The organism is Geodermatophilus ruber, assembly GCF_900114385.1.
GTDB lineage: Bacteria > Actinomycetota > Actinomycetes > Mycobacteriales > Geodermatophilaceae > Geodermatophilus > Geodermatophilus ruber.
Map to the genome: position 1 here is coordinate 212,102 of NZ_FOSW01000008.1, position 15,354 is coordinate 227,455.

At 76.0% G+C, this 15,354-nt stretch carries 16 protein-coding genes; 11 read left to right on the forward strand and 5 right to left on the reverse strand.

Annotated elements, in window-relative coordinates; genetic code table 11:
* Positions 1-27 precede the first annotated feature (27 nt).
* Entirely contained in the window at positions 28-1,125 is a 1,098-nt protein-coding gene (locus BMZ50_RS14630; protein WP_091325873.1) for an alpha/beta fold hydrolase, read from the forward strand.
* A gap of 25 nt (positions 1,126-1,150) precedes the next feature.
* Here the strand turns inward: BMZ50_RS14630 and BMZ50_RS14635 are convergent, their stop codons facing one another.
* Both BMZ50_RS14635 and dapD read right to left on the reverse strand, forming a co-directional pair.
* Complete coding sequence (locus BMZ50_RS14635; RefSeq protein WP_091325874.1) at positions 1,151-2,524, reverse strand: TrpB-like pyridoxal phosphate-dependent enzyme; 1,374 nt, start codon at positions 2,522-2,524, stop codon at positions 1,151-1,153.
* 102 nt (positions 2,525-2,626) lie between these two features.
* Positions 2,627-3,601: a 2,3,4,5-tetrahydropyridine-2,6-dicarboxylate N-succinyltransferase gene (gene dapD, locus BMZ50_RS14640; RefSeq protein WP_091325952.1), complete on the reverse strand. Its 975-nt coding sequence runs from the start codon at positions 3,599-3,601 to the stop codon at positions 2,627-2,629.
* A gap of 159 nt (positions 3,602-3,760) precedes the next feature.
* On the opposite strand from dapD, the gene dapE reads away from it, so the two are divergent.
* From dapE to BMZ50_RS14685, 9 genes are all read left to right on the forward strand, one after another.
* The gene (gene dapE, locus BMZ50_RS14645) at positions 3,761-4,867 is read left to right on the forward strand and encodes a succinyl-diaminopimelate desuccinylase (protein ID WP_091325877.1); all 1,107 of its coding nucleotides are present in this window, start codon (positions 3,761-3,763) and stop codon (positions 4,865-4,867) included.
* Entirely contained in the window at positions 4,864-5,700 is an 837-nt protein-coding gene (locus BMZ50_RS14650) for an LOG family protein (protein ID WP_091325878.1), read from the forward strand. Before dapE ends, BMZ50_RS14650 begins: the two co-directional genes overlap by 4 nt.
* A 1-nt stretch (position 5,701) precedes the next feature.
* On the forward strand, positions 5,702-6,079 hold the full coding sequence (locus BMZ50_RS14655) for a DivIVA domain-containing protein (RefSeq protein WP_091325880.1): 378 nt from the start codon (positions 5,702-5,704) through the stop codon (positions 6,077-6,079).
* Positions 6,072-6,530 (forward strand): SRPBCC family protein, encoded by a 459-nt coding sequence (locus tag BMZ50_RS14660; RefSeq protein WP_091325882.1) that lies wholly within the window; start codon positions 6,072-6,074, stop codon positions 6,528-6,530. The genes BMZ50_RS14655 and BMZ50_RS14660 overlap by 8 nt, the downstream gene beginning before the upstream one ends.
* A 51-nt stretch (positions 6,531-6,581) precedes the next feature.
* Positions 6,582-7,511, forward strand: coding sequence for a DMT family transporter (locus tag BMZ50_RS14665; protein ID WP_245753654.1), 930 nt, complete (start codon positions 6,582-6,584; stop codon positions 7,509-7,511).
* 44 nt (positions 7,512-7,555) lie between these two features.
* Positions 7,556-8,104 (forward strand): DNA-3-methyladenine glycosylase I, encoded by a 549-nt coding sequence (locus BMZ50_RS14670; protein WP_091325885.1) that lies wholly within the window; start codon positions 7,556-7,558, stop codon positions 8,102-8,104.
* 120 nt (positions 8,105-8,224) lie between these two features.
* Positions 8,225-8,392 carry a DUF3117 domain-containing protein gene (locus BMZ50_RS14675; RefSeq protein WP_012947303.1) on the forward strand — a complete coding sequence of 56 codons (168 nt, stop codon included), beginning with the start codon at positions 8,225-8,227 and terminating at the stop codon, positions 8,390-8,392.
* A gap of 71 nt (positions 8,393-8,463) precedes the next feature.
* A complete protein-coding gene (locus tag BMZ50_RS14680; protein ID WP_245753655.1) occupies positions 8,464-9,996 on the forward strand; it encodes a leucyl aminopeptidase family protein in 1,533 nt (510 codons plus the stop codon).
* Positions 9,996-11,468 (forward strand): hypothetical protein, encoded by a 1,473-nt coding sequence (locus BMZ50_RS14685; protein ID WP_091325886.1) that lies wholly within the window; start codon positions 9,996-9,998, stop codon positions 11,466-11,468. Before BMZ50_RS14680 ends, BMZ50_RS14685 begins: the two co-directional genes overlap by 1 nt.
* A gap of 19 nt (positions 11,469-11,487) precedes the next feature.
* Here BMZ50_RS14685 and BMZ50_RS14690 read toward each other — a convergent pair whose 3' ends face one another.
* The 3 genes from BMZ50_RS14690 to BMZ50_RS14700 all read right to left on the reverse strand — a co-directional run bounded on the left by BMZ50_RS14690 (position 11,488) and on the right by BMZ50_RS14700 (position 14,712).
* Positions 11,488-12,990, reverse strand: coding sequence for a phytoene desaturase family protein (locus BMZ50_RS14690; protein WP_091325888.1), 1,503 nt, complete (start codon positions 12,988-12,990; stop codon positions 11,488-11,490).
* 127 nt (positions 12,991-13,117) lie between these two features.
* A complete protein-coding gene (locus BMZ50_RS14695; protein ID WP_091325890.1) occupies positions 13,118-14,149 on the reverse strand; it encodes a M23 family metallopeptidase in 1,032 nt (343 codons plus the stop codon).
* Positions 14,146-14,712, reverse strand: a complete 567-nt coding sequence (locus BMZ50_RS14700; protein ID WP_091325892.1) for a hypothetical protein — start codon at positions 14,710-14,712, stop codon at positions 14,146-14,148. Before BMZ50_RS14700 ends, BMZ50_RS14695 begins: the two co-directional genes overlap by 4 nt.
* A gap of 338 nt (positions 14,713-15,050) precedes the next feature.
* Between BMZ50_RS14700 and BMZ50_RS14705 the strand changes: the two genes are divergently transcribed.
* Entirely contained in the window at positions 15,051-15,323 is a 273-nt protein-coding gene (locus BMZ50_RS14705) for a hypothetical protein (RefSeq protein WP_091325893.1), read from the forward strand.
* Positions 15,324-15,354: the final 31 nt, after the last annotated feature.

A 15,354-nucleotide genomic window follows, 5' to 3' on the forward strand; every position in this document is an offset into this window, starting at 1 on the left:
TGTGCCCCCCCCTGCCGAGGAGCGCCCATGGCCGACCTGCTGCTGCCCGGGGTCACCGCGACCCGCGTCCGCACGCCGCGACTGGTGCAGAACGTGCTGCAGGTCGAGGCCGCGGATTCCGGCGAGGTCGTCCTGTTCGTGCACGGGAACGTCAGCTCGTCCCTGTTCTGGCAGCAGCCGATGCTGGCGCTGGCCGGCACCGGGCGGATCCGCCCGCTCGCAGTGGACCTGCGCGGCTACGGCGACTCCGATCCGCTGCCCGTCGATGCCCGGCGCGGGGTGCGGGACTGGGCCGACGACCTGGCCGCGCTGGTCGAGACCCTCGGCCTGGACCGGGTGCACCTGGTCGGCTGGAGCATGGGTGCGGCGGTCGTGCTGCAGCACCTGCTCGACGCGCCGCAACGGGTCGCGTCGGTGGCCCTGGTCGCGCCCGTCTCGCCCTACGGGTTCGGCGGTACCGCGGGCCCCGAGGGACGCCGGCTGTCCGAGGACGGCGCCGGCTCGGGTGGCGGGGCGGCCAACCCGGAGTTCGTGGCGGCGCTGGCCCGGGGCGACACCTCGGCCGAGCACCCGACCAGCCCGCGGTCGATCCTTCGGGCGTTCTACGTCGCGCCCGGCGCGCTGCCGCTGGACCCGCAGCTGGAGGACATCTTCGTGGCCGCGATGCTCAGCACCCGCACCGGCGAGGACCACTACCCGGGCGACACCGCGCCGAGCGACGCCTGGCCGGGGCTGGCGCCGGGCGGACGCGGCGTGCTCAACACCATGGCACCGACCGTGCTCGACCTCTCCGGGATCACCGAGGTCGACGGCAAGCCGCCGGTGCTGTGGATCCGCGGGGACGCCGACGCGATCGTCTCCGACAGCTCGGTGTTCGACCTGGCGCAGCTCGGGGCGCTCGGTGCCGTGCCGGGCTGGCCGGGGGCCGAGCTGTGCCCGCCGCAGCCCATGGTCACCCAGACCCGGGCGGTGCTCGACCGGTACGCGGCCGCCGGGGGTGCCTACCGGGAGGTCGTGCTGGCCGGCGTGGGGCACTCACCGCACGTGGAGCGGCCGGACGAGTTCGTCGGCGCGCTGCTCCAGCACCTCGACGTGCCCACCGAGCAGCCGGCCAACCTGACCTGACCCGGCCGGTCGGGCACCGGGCGGGTCAGGCCCCGGCGGGCACCGGCGGCAGCCCGGTCAGGCCGGGAGCGAGCCGCTCCTCGGTCACGTCCTCGTCGACCATCCGGCCGGACAGGTAGGCGTCGTAGGCCGGCAGGTCGAGGTGCCCGTGCCCGCAGAGCGCGGTCAGGATGACCTTCTCCTCGCCCGACTCGCGGCAGGCCAGCGCCTCGCGGATGCAGGCGGCCAGCGCGTGCGCGGGCTCCGGAGCCGGGACGATCCCCTCGGTCCGGGCGAAGCGGACGGCGGCCGCGAAGCACTCGGTCTGCGGCAGGGCGAGCGCCTCCAGCAGGCCCAGCTCGTAGACGTGCGAGAGCAGCGGGGACATCCCGTGGTAGCGCAGGCCGCCGGCGTGGATCGGGTCGGGGACGAACCCGTGGCCGAGGGTGTGCATCTTGAGCAGCGGGGTCGTGCCGGCGGTGTCGCCGAAGTCGTAGGCGTAGACGCCGCGCGTCAGCGACGGGCAGGAGGCCGGCTCGACCGCCCGGATCGCCGGCGACATCCGGCCCGCCAGCTTCTCCCGCAGGAACGGGAACGCCAGCCCGCCGAAGTTGGAACCGCCGCCGGTGCAGCCGATGACGAGGTCGGGCGTCTCCCCGGCGGCCTCGAACTGCAGCAGCGTCTCCTCGCCGATGATCGTCTGGTGCAGCAGGACGTGGTTGAGGACGCTGCCGAGGGCGTACCGGGTCTGCGGGTCCTGGCCGGCGACCTCCACCGCCTCGCTGATCGCGATGCCCAGTGACCCGGGGTGCTCCGGGTCGTCGGCCCGGATGGCCTTGCCCGCCTGGGTGAGGTCCGACGGTGAGCGGTGCACGCGCGCGCCGAAGGTCTCCATCATGGTGCGGCGGTACGGCTTCTGGTCGTAGGAGGCGCCGACCATCCAGATCTCGCACTCGAGGTCGAACAGGGCGCCGGCGAAGGCCAGCGCGGTGCCCCACTGGCCCGCCCCCGTCTCGGTGGTCAGCTTCCGGACGCCGGCCTTCGCGTTGTAGTAGGCCTGCGGCACGGCGGTGTTCGGCTTGTGCGAGCCGGCCGGGGAGACGCCCTCGTACTTGTAGTAGATCCGGGCGGGCGTCCCGAGGGCCTTCTCCAGCCGGTGCGCGCGGTACAGCGGGGAGGGCCGCCACAGCCGGTAGACGTCGAGGACCTCGCCGGGGATGTCGACGAAACGCTCGGTGCTGACCTCCTGGGCGATGAGGTCCAGGGGGAACAGCGGCGCGAGGTCGTCGGGGCCCACGGGCTGCAGCGTCCCCGGGTGCAGCGGGGGCGGGGGCGGTGCGGGCAGGTCCGGCACGACGTTGTACCAGCGCGTCGGCATCTGCGACTCGTCGAGCAGGATCTTGGTCCGCGACTCAGCCACCGGCGTCTCCTCGACTCGGTCCGCCCGGGGTGCGGCGAGCCTAGTCGAAGGACCCCCTGCCCCCCACCACTCGCAGCCTCGCGGCGGGGCCCTGCAGGGGCCTCAGTTGGCGTGGAGTTCGGCGTTCAGCGCGCCCCAGTCACCGTCCCGCGGGAGGGCCTCCAGCGCGCCGCTCACGCTGTTGCGGCGGAACAGCAGCCCGTCGCGACCCGAGAGCTCCGCGGCCTTGACCGCCGAACCGTCGGGAAGGGTGACGCGCGAGCCGGCGGTCACGTAGCAGCCGGCCTCGACCACGCACCTGTCGCCGAGGGAGATCCCGATGCCGGCGTTGGCGCCGAGCAGGCAGCCCGAGCCGATCGAGATGACCTGCTTCCCGCCGCCGGAGAGGGTGCCCATGATCGAGGCGCCGCCGCCGATGTCGCTGTCGGCGCCGACGACCACCCCGGCGCTGATCCGCCCCTCGACCATCGAGGGGCCCAGGGTGCCGGCGTTGAAGTTGACGAAGCCCTCGTGCATGACCGTCGTCCCCTCGGCCAGGTGGGCGCCCAGCCGGACCCGGTCGCCGTCGGCGATCCGCACCCCGGAGGGGATGACGTAGTCGACCATCCGCGGGAACTTGTCGACCCCGAAGACGGTGACCTGACCGTGGGCCGCGCGCAGCCGGTGCAGGTTGAACGTCGCCGCCTCGACCGGGCCGGCGCTGGTCCAGGCCACGTTGGTGAGCAGCCCGAAGATGCCCGTCAGGTCCGCGCCGTGCGGGCGGACGAGCCGGTGCGAGAGCAGGTGCAGCCGCAGCCAGGCGTCGTGGGTGTCCACCGGCGGCGCGGACAGATCCGGGATGACCGTCCGGACGGCGATCACCTCGACCTCGCGGACCTCGTCCGTGCGCACCAGCCCGCCGTAGTCGGGGCCCAGCTCACCGGCCAGCTCGAGGGCGTTCAACCGGGTGGTCCCGGGGGTTGCGCCCTCGGGCGCGCCGAGCCGGGGCTCGGGGAACCAGCAGTCGAGGACCGTGCCCGAGGGCGTCACGGTCGCGAGGCCGGTGGCGACGGCGGAGAGCGGGGCGGCGGCAGTCACGCCCACGACGCTACCGAGGGCCTCGGACCGGGTCGGCGAGGGACCGGACGACGCGGGCCGGGTCCCCGACGGCGCTCATGGGTGAACGGGAGGTGCACGTCCGGCGTCCCCGCGCGCTGCGGCGTCCGCCCACCGACGGCGCCCGTAGGCTCGGGAACCGTGACCGACCAGCCCGTCCTGGACCTGTCCGCCGACGTCCTGACCCTCACCCGGGCGCTGGTCGACACCCCCTCGGTGTCGGGGTCCGAGCGTGCGCTGGCCGACGCCGTCGAGACGGCGCTGCGCCGGCTGGGCGGCCTGGAGGTGGAGCGGGTCGGCGAGGCCGTCCTCGCCCGCACCAACCTCGGCCGGCCGACCCGCGTGGTGCTGGCCGGGCACCTGGACACCGTGCCGATCGCCGACAACCTGCCCAGCCGGCTGGAGGACGGCCGCCTCTACGGCTGCGGGACCAGCGACATGAAGGCCGGTGACGCGGTGATGCTCCGGCTGGCCGGCCGGTTCGGCGTCCCGGGCGCGGAGCCGGCGCACGACCTCACGTTCGTCTTCTACGACAACGAGGAGGTCGAGGCCGTCAAGAACGGCCTCGGCCGGGTCGCCCGCGAGCGCCGCGGCTGGCTCTACGGCGACCTGGCGGTCCTGCTGGAGCCCACCGACGGAGAGATCGAGGGCGGCTGCCAGGGCACGCTGCGGGCGGTGCTCGAGGTGCCCGGCCGGCGCGCGCACAGCGCCCGGAGCTGGCTCGGGGAGAACGCGATCCACCGGGCCGCCGGCATCCTCGACACCCTCGCCGGCTACCGGGCGCGCGAGGTGGAGATCGACGGCTGCGTCTACCGGGAGGGGCTCAACGCCGTCGGCATCGAGGGCGGGGTCGCCGGCAACGTGATCCCCGACTGCTGCCGGGTGACGGTCAACTTCCGCTACGCCCCTGACCGGGACGAGGACGCCGCGGAGGCGCACGTCCGCGAGGTCTTCGCCGACGCCGTGGCCGCCGGCGCCACGCTCACCGTCGTCGACAACGCCGGCGGCGCCCTGCCCGGCCTGTCCGAGCCGGCGGCCGCGGCGTTCGTCGCCGCCGTGGGCCGGCCGGCCCGGGCCAAGCTCGGGTGGACCGACGTCGCCCGGTTCGCTGCGTTCGGCATCCCGGCCGTCAACTACGGCCCCGGCGACCCGCAGCTGGCGCACACCCGCGAGGAGCACGTCGTCGTCGAGCGGCTGCAGCCGGCCGAGGACGCGCTCGTCGCCTACCTCTCCGGGAGCTCAGCATGACCGCACAGCCCACCGAGGGCCGCCGTCCCCGGCCCACCCGTCACCGCGGCCCCGTGACCCTCCGCGGTGGGGAGCCCGACGCCCACCTCGCCGGGACCACGACCGACCAGCGGCTGCTGGACCGGCGCGGGCCCACCGACTGGGTGCACACCGATCCGTGGCGTGTTCTGCGTATCCAGTCCGAGTTCGTCGAGGGCTTCGGCCTGCTGGCGGAGCTGCCCCGCGCGGTGAGCGTGTTCGGCAGCGCCCGGACCCCGCGCCACCACCCGCACTACGAGGCGGGGGTGCGCATCGGTGCGGCACTCGCCCGCGCCGGCTACGCGGTCATCACCGGCGGCGGCCCCGGCGCCATGGAGGCGGCCAACCGGGGCGCGTCGGAGGCCGGCGGGTTGTCGGTGGGGTTGGGCATCGAGCTGCCGTTCGAGCAGGACCTCAACGAGTGGGTCGACGTCGGCATCTCGTTCCGCTACTTCTTCGTCCGCAAGACGATGTTCGTCAAGTACGCCCAGGCGTTCGTGATCCTGCCCGGCGGCTTCGGCACCCTCGACGAGCTGTTCGAGGCCCTCACCCTGGTGCAGACCCGCAAGGTGACCCGCTTCCCGGTGATCCTCTACGGCACCGAGTACTGGTCGGGCCTGATCGACTGGATCCGCAACACGATGGCGCTCGCCGGCACGATCCACCCCACCGACCTGGACCTGTTCACCGTCACCGACGACGTGAACGACGTCGTCCGGGTCGTCTGCGAGGCAGAGGCGGCCCGGCAGGCCGACCACGACTCCGGTGGTGGCATGCGGGCGCTGCCGCCCGACACCGGGCCGAGCGACGCCTGACGTGCTCTCCTTCCTGGTCGTCGTCCTCAGCGTGCTGGTCGTCGGAGGGCTGCTCTTCCTCGGTGGCTCGCTGCTGCTCGGGCGCGGCGAGAGCGAGCCCCCGGCGGACCTGGACCGGTCACCGGTCGAGCTGCCCGACGACCGGCCGGTGACCGCCGACGACGTCCGCGGCCTGCGCATCTCGGTGACGGTCCGGGGTTACCGGATGACGGAGGTCGACTGGCTGCTCGAGCAGCTCGCGCAGACGATCGAGGACCGCGACGAGCAGATCGCCGCGCTGCGGGCCCGGGTGGCCGATGCCGGACCGGCGCCGCGCCAGGAGGCCCGGCCCGCCGACGGGACGCCACCCTGCGGGAAGGGAGCGCACGCCGATGCCTGAGCTGACCGAGACGATCGAGGTCCTCGCGCCCCCGGAACGGGTGTGGGCCGCGCTGACCGACTGGACGCGGCAGGGCGAGTGGATGCTGCTCACCGACGTGGAGACCGTCGGCGGCCCGGCCACCGGCGTGGGCGGCCGGCTCGCCGCCCGCACCGGCCTGCCGTGGCGACGCGGCCGGCACCTCGGCGTCCTGGACACGATGGTGGTCACCGAGTGGGATCCGCCGCGGCGGGTCGTGATCCAGCACACCGGCCGCATCGTGCGCGGGCCGGGGATCTTCGAGATCGAGCCCCGCGGGGAGCGGTCCGCGCTGATCTGGACCGAGCGCCTCCACCTCCCGTTCGGGCTGCTCGGCCGGCTCGGCTGGGTGCTGGCGAAGCCGGTCGTGGTCGCCGGCATCCGGCGCTCGCTGCTGCGGTTCGCCGCGTTCGCCGAGTCCCACCCCGGCTGAGCCGGTCCGCTTCGCCCGCCGGGGCAGGTGCAGGATGTCGGCCGTGAGGCCGTGCAGCGTGCGCCGCGGGGGACGATGAGCCGCCGGGGCTGGGCGCTGTTCCTCGCGATGTCGGTCATCTGGGGCGTCCCGTACCTGCTGATCAAGGTGTCCGTCGAGGAGCTGTCCCCGGTGCTCGTCGTCTTCGGGCGCTGCGTGCTCGGCGCCGCCCTGCTGCTGCCCTGGGTGATCGCCCGCGGCTGGCTGCGCCCGGCGCTGCGGCACTGGCGGGCGCTGCTGCTGTTCACCGGGCTGGAGATGGCCGGCCCCTGGCTGCTGCTGTCCTACGCCGAGCAGTCGCTGTCCAGCTCGCTGACCGGCCTGCTCGTGGCCGCGGTGCCGTTCGTCGCGGCGCTGGCCGGGCGCCTGGTCGGCGAGGAGGACCGGCTCACCCCCGCGCGGCTGCTGGGCATGGGGCTCGGTGTCGTCGGGATCGCCCTGCTCCTCGGTCTGGACATCGAGGGCGCCCAGCTGCTGCCGATCGTCGCGGTGGGGCTGGTGATCATCGGGTACGCCACCGGGCCGCTGGTCGTCAGCCGGGCGCTGCCGGAGGTTCCCGGGGCGGCGGCCAGCGCGATCGCGCTCACCGTCGCCTCGGTGGTCTACGCGCCCTTCGCCGTCCCCCGGCTGGACGAGGTGGGGGAGGCCTCCGCCGCCGCCCTGGTGTCGCTGGCCGCGCTCGGCGTGGTCTGCACCGCGCTGGCGATGGCGCTGTTCTTCGCGCTGATCCGCGAGGTCGGGCCGCAGCGGGCGCTGGTCATCACCTTCCTCAACCCGGCGGTGGCGGTGGTGCTCGGCGTGCTGCTGCTCGGTGAGTCGTTCACCCTGGGCCTCGCCGTCGGCCTGCCGCTGATCCTGCTCGGCTGCGTGCTCGCCACCCGGCGCAGCCCGGCCCGCACCCACCGCTCCGAGCTGACCGACGTCGACGCCGCCGTGCCCTGAACCGGCCCGCCCGGTGTCGGTGGGCCGGGCTAACGTGCTCCGCCGTGGACCGCGTCCGGTGTGCGTGGGGGAACAGCGCCCCCGAGTACGTCCCCTACCACGACGAGGAGTGGGGCACGCCGCTGCACGGCGACGACGCCCTGTTCGAGCGGCTCAGCCTGGAGGCCTTCCAGTCGGGGCTGTCCTGGATCACCATCCTGCGCAAGCGGCCCGCCTTCCGCACCGCCTTCGCCGGCTTCTCCATCGACGCGGTCGCGGAGTTCACCGAGGAGGACCAGGCGCGCCTGATGGCCGACCCGGGCATCGTGCGCAACCGCGCCAAGATCAGCGCCGCGGTGCGCAACGCCCGCGCCGCGCAGCAGCTCCCGGAGGGGCTCTCGGCGCTGCTGTGGTCCTTCGCGCCGGAGGGGCCGCGCCCCCGGCCGGCCACCCTCGCCGACGTCCCGGCGACGACTCCCGAGTCGGCCGCCATGGCCAAGGAGCTCAAGCGGCGCGGCTTCGTCTTCGTCGGCCCGACGACCGCCTACGCCCTCATGCAGGCCACCGGGATGGTCGACGACCACGTCGCCGGCTGCTTCCGCGCGACCCCCTGACGGCGCCTCGGCTTGGACCTGAGCCGCGGATACGGGATCATGAGGTGCGAGGATTCTTGATCGACGACAAGCCACACCGCAGTCGACCGGGCGGCGGGTGGCCGGGCGAAGGAGGCACGCATGGCGGCCATGAAGCCGCGCACGGGTGAAGGTCCCCTGGAGGTCACCAAGGAGGGGCGCGGCCTCGTCATGCGCGTACCGCTCGAAGGTGGCGGCCGCCTGGTCGTCGAGCTGTCGCCCGACGAGGCCGCGGCGCTGTCGGAGGCACTGAAGGGCGCGACCAGCTGAACATCCCCGCGAGTCTGCCCCCGGGCAGCCCCGCTCAGGGCGACGCGGCCCCGGCCGCCGGCAGCACGCCGGTGACCGGGGCCGCGCCGTTGCCGCGGGTCGAGGTCCTGACCACCCTCCCGGAGCTCGGCGAGGACGACGTCCTGGCCGTACCGGTCGGTGCGGGCGGTGCCCTGCCCGGCTGGGCCACCGGCGCCGGTGCGCCGGTCGACGCCGAGCTGCTGGCCGGCGCGCTGCGCGACACGGGCAATACCGGCAAGCCCGGCGCGATCACCAACCTGCCGGTTCCCGGCCGCCGGCCGCGCAGCCTGGTCGCCGTCGGCACCGGCGACGGGACCGTGCCGGACCTGCGCAGCTACGTCGGGGTCGCCGTGCGCCGCGCCCAGACCCTCGCCGAGCACGGCGCCCGCCGCCTGGTGCTGCCGGTCGACGGCCCGGCAGCGCCCGCCGGCGCCGACGAGGTGCGGGCCGCCGTCGAGGCCGCCCTGCTGGCCGGCTACCGCTTCCGCGAGACCTCGCGGCGGCAGCCCCCGCGACTGGCCACCGTCACGATCGTCGCCGCCGACGGCGCCGACCCGGCCGTCGCCGCGGCCGCCCGCGCGGGCGAGGCGGCCGGCGAGGCCGTCACCTGGGCCCGCGACCTGATCAACACGCCCAGCAACACGAAGACCCCCGCCTGGCTGGCCGAGCAGGCGGTGGCACGCCTGGCGGATCGGCCGCACGTGACCGTCAGCGTGCTGGAGCCCGACGCGCTGGCCGAGGGCGGCTTCGGCGGCGTGCTGGCCGTCGGCGGCGGCTCGGCGAGTCCGCCCCGCGTGATCGTGGCCAGCTACCGCCCGCCGGGCGCCCGCCCCGGCCACCCGGTCCTGGTCGGCAAGGGCATCACCTTCGACACCGGCGGGCTCTCCATCAAGCCCACCGCCGGCATGCGCGAGATGAAGACCGACATGGCCGGCGGCGCCGCCGTGCTGGCCGCCCTCGACGCCGCGTCCCGGCTGGCGCTCCCGGTCGCGGTGACCGCCGTCGTCCCGGCCGCGGAGAACGCCGTGTCCGGGTCCTCCTACCGGCCTGCCGACGTCGTCCGGCACGTCGGCGGGCGGACGACGGAGGTGCTCAACACCGACGCCGAGGGGCGGATGGTGCTCGCCGACGGGCTGGCCCACGCCCGGCTGTCGCTCGGCGCCACCGTGCTGGTCGACGTGGCGACGCTGACCGGGGCGATGAAGGTCGCCCTCGGCACCCGCACCGCCGGCCTCTACGCCACCACCGACGGGCTGGCCGACGCGCTGCGCACCGCCGCGGCGCACGCCGGGGAGCCGGTGTGGCGGATGCCGCTGGCCGAGGAGTACGCGGACCTGCTGGAGAGCGCCGTCGCCGACGCCAACAACGCGCCCGGCAACCCGGGCGGGACGACGGCCACGCTGTTCCTCAAGCCGTTCGCCGGGGACCTGCCGTGGGCGCACCTCGACGTGGCCGGGCCGGCGCGGGCCGGCGCGGACGACGCCGAGATCGTCAAGGGCGGCACCGGCTTCGGCGCCCGCATCCTGCTGCGCTGGCTAGAGGCCGGGGCGCCGGTCCACCCCGTGCCGCCGGTCGTCGGCTGATGGATGACACCGGCGTCGTCTTCCCGGCCGGGCCCGACGGGCGGCGCAGCACCGCCACGCTCGGTCGCGCGGTCGTCGCCGACGCGCTGCGCCCGGTCGACCCACCGGGGGCGCGCGCCGCGGAGCAGGAGACCAACTGGCGGGCCGGGTACCTGACCCATTTCCGCCGGCTGGTCGAGGCGGGGCTGGAGTCCCGGGAGGACGCCCTGGCCATCGCCGGGGCGGGGCTGGCCTCGCTGCACGCGCGCATGCGGGTGGCCGGGCCGGCCGGCGAGACGGGCCTGGGCGCGCTCGCCACCGCACCGCCCGGGCGGCCCCTGGCGACGGCCGAGGTGACGGGCACCGGCGAGCCGGAGCGGGAGCTGTCGCTGCCGTTCCACGGCGGACGGCTGCGCGGTGACGCGCTGCAGCGCAGGCTCGACGCCTGGGTCGAGGCCGGGGTGGTCGAGCCGTCCTGCGCCGAGGCGGTGCGCACCGTGGCCGCCCACCCGGAGTGGCTCTCGCTGCCCGGCACGACCGTGGTCGTCCTGGGAGCCGGCGCCGAGATGGGGCCGCTGACCGCGCTGCTGCGCTGGGGAGCCCGGGTCGCCGGCGTCGACCTGCCGCGGGCGGCGCTGTGGGAGCGGGTGTTCGACACCGCCCGGCGCGGAGCCGGCACGCTGCTGCTGCCGGTGACCGGCGACAGCGCGGAGGACCCGGGGAAGGCCGACCCGGCCCGCGCCGGGGCGGACCTGATCGCCGAGGTCCCCGCCGTCGCCGACTGGGCGGCCGGGCTGCCGGGCCGGGCCGTGCTCGGCAACTACGTCTACGCCGACGGCGCCACCAACGTGCGGGTCTCGATGGCCGTCGACGCGCTCACCCTGCGGCTGGCCGAGGCCCGGCCCGACCTCGCGCTGGCCTTCCTCGCCACGCCGACCGACGTCTTCGCCGTCCCGGCCGCCGCGGTCGAGCGCTCCGCCCGCGCCTACGCAGACCGCTCCCGGGCGGCCAAGCTCCTCGGCCGGCCGCTGCGCACCCTGTCGGCCGGCCGGCTGCTGCGGCGCGCCTACGTCCCGGGGAGCGACCCGGGCATCGCCGACAGCCTGGTGGCGCAGCAGGGCCCGAACTACGCCCTGGCCAAACGGCTGCAACGGTGGCGGGCGACCGTGGCCCGGGCGGCCGGGGGCACCGTCTCGATGAACGTCGCCCCGCCGACGCGCACCCGGTCGGTGGTGAAGAACAGGGCGCTGGCGGCGGCCTACGCCGGTGCCCACCGGTTCGGTGTCGAGGTGTTCGAGCCGGCCACCTCCAACGTGCTCATGGCGGCGATGCTCGTCCACGACCTGCACACCGGCGGCGGTCCGGCGCAGCAGCACCCGTGGCAGGAGGAGGCGCACGCGGCGGCCCACGGCGGGCTGTGGCGCAGCGCGTACGCACCGCGCAGCGCCCTGGGCCTGGCGGCGCTGCTCGGCCTCGGCGCCGCCCGCGGCTGACGACGTCCGCCGGAGGGCGTCACGCCGGGCCGATCATCCCTGCGGCGATCTCGGCCGACAGGGCGACCAGCGGCAGCCCGCCGCCGGGGTGCGCGGAGCCGCCCACCAGGAACAGGCCCGGCACCGGCCCGGCGTTTCCCGGGCGCAGGAACGCCGCGCGGGTGCCGTTGCTCGACGTCCCGTAGATGGACCCGCCGACGCTGCGGGTGTCCCGCTCGAGGTCGGCCGGCGTCCGGACCACGCACCAGCGCAGCCGGTCCCGGACGTCGAGTCCCCGGCGGGCCAGGGTGTCGAGGACCTGCGCCGCGTACCGGTCGGCCAGCCCGGGGGTGTCCCAGTCGACGCCGCGGCCGGGGTCGTGCCGGGGGGCGTTGACCAGCACGAACCACGATTCGCTGTCGGGGTCCGGGCGGGTCGCAGGGTCGTCGGGGGAGCTGATGTACACCGTCGGGTCGGGGGCCGGCTGCGGTGCCCCGCGGAAGCGGCCGACGCCGAAGACCGCGTCGAACTCGGCGTCGTAGTCCTCCGGGAACAGCACGGTGTGGTGCGCCCACCCGGCGGTGCGCCCGCACAGGGCCAGCAGCAGCACGAAGCCCGACAGCGACGGCGTGCTGCGGGCCAGGTGACGGCGGACCCGCCGGGTGGCCCGGTGCGGAGGCAGCAGGCCCGCGTACAGGCCCGCGGCGTCGGCACCGCAGACGACGACGTCGGCCCGCAGCTCCTCCCCGCCGGCCAGCCGCACCCCGGCCACCCGGCCGCCCTCGACCAGCACCCGCTCCACGGCGGATCCGGTGCGGATCCGGGCACCGCGGTCGGCGGCCCGCTCGGCCACCGCCTCGGCCAGCCGGCGCAGCCCGCCGCGCACGTACCAGGAGCCGAACGCCTGCTCGACGTAGGCAACGGTGGCCAGCACCGCCGGAGCCCGCCGCGGATCCGACCCGGAGTAGGTGGCGTAGCGGTCGAGCAGGGTGCGCAGGTGGGGGTGCTGCAGGTGCGCCCGGGCCAGGCCGCGCAGGGTGCGCCACGGCGCGACGGTCGCCACGTCGGAGCCGCTGCGGGCCAGCCGGGCCAGGGTCGCCGCACCGGCCAGTGGCGAGCGGAGGAACGGCTGCTCGGTGATCCGCCACATCGCCGCCGCGCGTGCCATCAGCGCCGCCCACTGCGCTCCGGTACCGGGGCCGAGGGCGGTGTCGATCGCGGCGGGCACCTCGACGGACGACCCGGGCAGCACCAGCGGCGTGCCGTCGGCGAACCGGTAGGCGACCGCGGGATCGACCCGGACCAGCTCGACGGCGTCCTCCAGCGGTCCGCCGGTCGCGGCGAACAGGTCGCGGTACACCTGCGGCAGGGTCACCAGGCTCGGGCCGGTGTCGAAGCCGTGCCCGCCCCGCGCGAACCAGCCGAGCTTGCCGCCGACCTCCGGGGCCTGCTCCAGCACGGTGACGGCGTGCCCGAGCGCGGCCAGCCGGGCCGCGGCCGCGAGCCCTCCGAGGCCGGTGCCGATCACCGCCACCCGCGCCACGCCGTCACCGTAGCCGCACCCCGGAACGGCCTTCGTGGCCTCGAGTCACCTGGGCCGCGTCGTCCGTGGTCGGCGGGGCGCACGCGGCCACCGGCCAGACCGGCTGACCTGCCGCCGTCCGGGTCGCTCAGCGCAGGTCGGTGCCCCGCTCGGAGAGGAAGGGCAGCGGGTCGGTGTGGACGCCGTCCACCAGGACCTCGAAGTGCAGGTGGCACCCGGTCGAGTCGCCCTTCGTGCCGACCCGGGCGATCTGCTGGCCGGCCACCACCTGCTGCCCGACGACCACGAGCAGGTCGTCGTCCTCCATGTGCGCGTACCGGGTGACGACCCCTCCGCCGTGGTCGACGACGACGAGGTTGCCGTAGCCGGACGCGGCCCCCGCCCGCACCACGACCCCGGCGGAGGCGGCCACGATGGGCGCGTCGCAGCCGGCGCCGAAGTCCAGGCCGGCGTGCATCTGGGCACCGCCCCCGGTCGGGTCACCGCGGGTGCCGAAGCCGCTGGTGAGCCGGCCGGAGACGGGCGAGGTCCAGGGGCCGGCCGTGGTGCGCAGGATCGGCGCGGCCCCGGTGCAGGGCAGGTGGCCGGTGCCCGGCGCGAGCTGCTCCACCGCCGCCCCCGACAGCGCGCCGGCCACCTCGAGCGCGGCGTCCCACCAGCGCGCGTAGTGATAGGGGTCGGCGTTGTGCTGCGTGCGGTGCGCCGCGATCGTCGGCGGCAGCGTCTGCCAGCCCGGCACCTCGAGCAGCGCGCGGAAGAAGTTGGTGGCCGACACCGTGGGGTCCATGCGGTCGCCGTAGCTGCCCCAGGCCCCGTTGTCACGCTGCTGGAACAGCCCGCGGCTGTCCGGGCCGACGGCGTCGCCGCGGTCGAGGACGGTGAGCGAGGACTCGCCCATCGCGGTCATCACCCCGATGACCTGGCCGCGCGCGTCCACCCCCAGGGCCTCGCCGGCCTGGAGGATCAGCGCGGCGTTGACCAGCTGCTCTCCGGACCACCCGGCGACCGGACCGGCCGGCACGCCGCTGACGGTGACCGACGTGCCGACGGGGTCACAGGCGCCCGCCTGCGGGTTCTCGTCGAGGGCCAGGGTCGCCGTGATGAGCCCGCCGGCCACGACGACAGGGACCAGCACCGCGGCCACCGTGGTGCGCTTCACGGGGCCGGCTCCGCGGGCGGGGCGGGGTCCGGAGGCGGGGGCAGGGCCCCGGACGCCGAGGGGGCGGCCGCGTCCACCGGCGTGAAGCGCTCCACCAGCCACGGGGCGCCGCCGCCCTCGCGCACGAGGAGGACGGCGTACTCCCCGGCGTCGGTCGGCACGAGCACGGTGGCGAGGTAGGCGCTGGAGTCGGGGCTCCCACGCGGCGGGCCGGTGACCGCCGACGCCGGAACCTGCTGGGGGTCCGTGCCCTCGTAGGCGGCCGCGGCCGCCGGGGTGAGCAGCGGGGAGAGCGCGGTCCACCAGCTCTCGGGTTCGAGGTCGGGGCGGGTGAAGGCGCTCAGCGCCGTGACGGCGGTGTCGAGAGCGGCCTGGTCGGAGGAGGCGTCGTCGGTGGGGGCCGGCTCCGGGGCAGGCAGGTCCGCGTGGACGTCCCCGGGCGGCTCGGCCGTCGCCGCGGCCGACGTCGGGCTCGGCGCGCTGCGGACCGGGCTCCCGCCGCAGCCGGCGAGCAGGAGCATCACCCCGACCCCGCCGGCAAGGCACCGCCCGGAGCTGGACATGCCGTGGCCTCCCGATCGCCCGGCCGGACCCCCGCCATGCCGGTGCGCTCGTCGAGTACAGCCCGGGCGGTCACCGTCGCGGCACCCCCAAAGTCGGGCATTGCTGCCCCGACCCGTCTGCATTCACCGTGGAGCCGTACGGAACGGCGGGGGCGACAGCGCCCGCCCGGGGGAGGGATCACGGTGGTGCGCAACCACAGGACGGGCAGCAGCGCGCCGGTCACCCACCGGCCGCGCACGAACGCGCCCGCCGCTCCCGGGCAGCTGGTGCTCCAGCGCCTCCTGCTCCGGTCGCCGGCCGCGGTCGGCGCTTTCCCCGACCTCCGAGGACCAGACGGATGACTTCGCTCGCCGCATCGCAGCTCCTGGCCGTCGTCGACCCCGGCGAGGGCGTCGCCCCACCCGGTGCCGAGGGCATCGCGACGATCGTCCAGTGGGTGGCCTGGACCGTCCTCGCCGTCTGTGTCGTGGGCGTGCTCCTGGTCGGCGCCCGCATGGCACTGGCCCACCGGCGCGGCGAGGGCGCGGAGCACGCGCTGAGCCTCGCCTACGTCCTCGGGGGTGCGGTGCTCGTCGGGTCGGCATCCGGCCTGATCGCCGCCCTGGTCTGACCGAGGGCCGGGGAGCGCAGCCATGCACGAC

What these genes read in the sequence shown, in the direction of transcription:
- BMZ50_RS14685 (WP_091325886.1), top strand. Translation starts at nt 9,996, where the DNA reads ATGGATGACACCGGCGTCGTCTTCCCGGCCGGGCCCGACGGGCGGCGC.
- BMZ50_RS14675 (WP_012947303.1), top strand. Translation starts at nt 8,225, where the DNA reads ATGGCGGCCATGAAGCCGCGCACGGGTGAAGGTCCCCTGGAGGTCACC.
- BMZ50_RS14630 (WP_091325873.1), top strand. Translation starts at nt 28, where the DNA reads ATGGCCGACCTGCTGCTGCCCGGGGTCACCGCGACCCGCGTCCGCACG.
- BMZ50_RS14660 (WP_091325882.1), top strand. Translation starts at nt 6,072, where the DNA reads ATGCCTGAGCTGACCGAGACGATCGAGGTCCTCGCGCCCCCGGAACGG.
- BMZ50_RS14700 (WP_091325892.1), bottom strand. Translation starts at nt 14,712, where the DNA reads ATGTCCAGCTCCGGGCGGTGCCTTGCCGGCGGGGTCGGGGTGATGCTC.
- BMZ50_RS14705 (WP_091325893.1), top strand. Translation starts at nt 15,051, where the DNA reads ATGACTTCGCTCGCCGCATCGCAGCTCCTGGCCGTCGTCGACCCCGGC.
- BMZ50_RS14650 (WP_091325878.1), top strand. Translation starts at nt 4,864, where the DNA reads ATGACCGCACAGCCCACCGAGGGCCGCCGTCCCCGGCCCACCCGTCAC.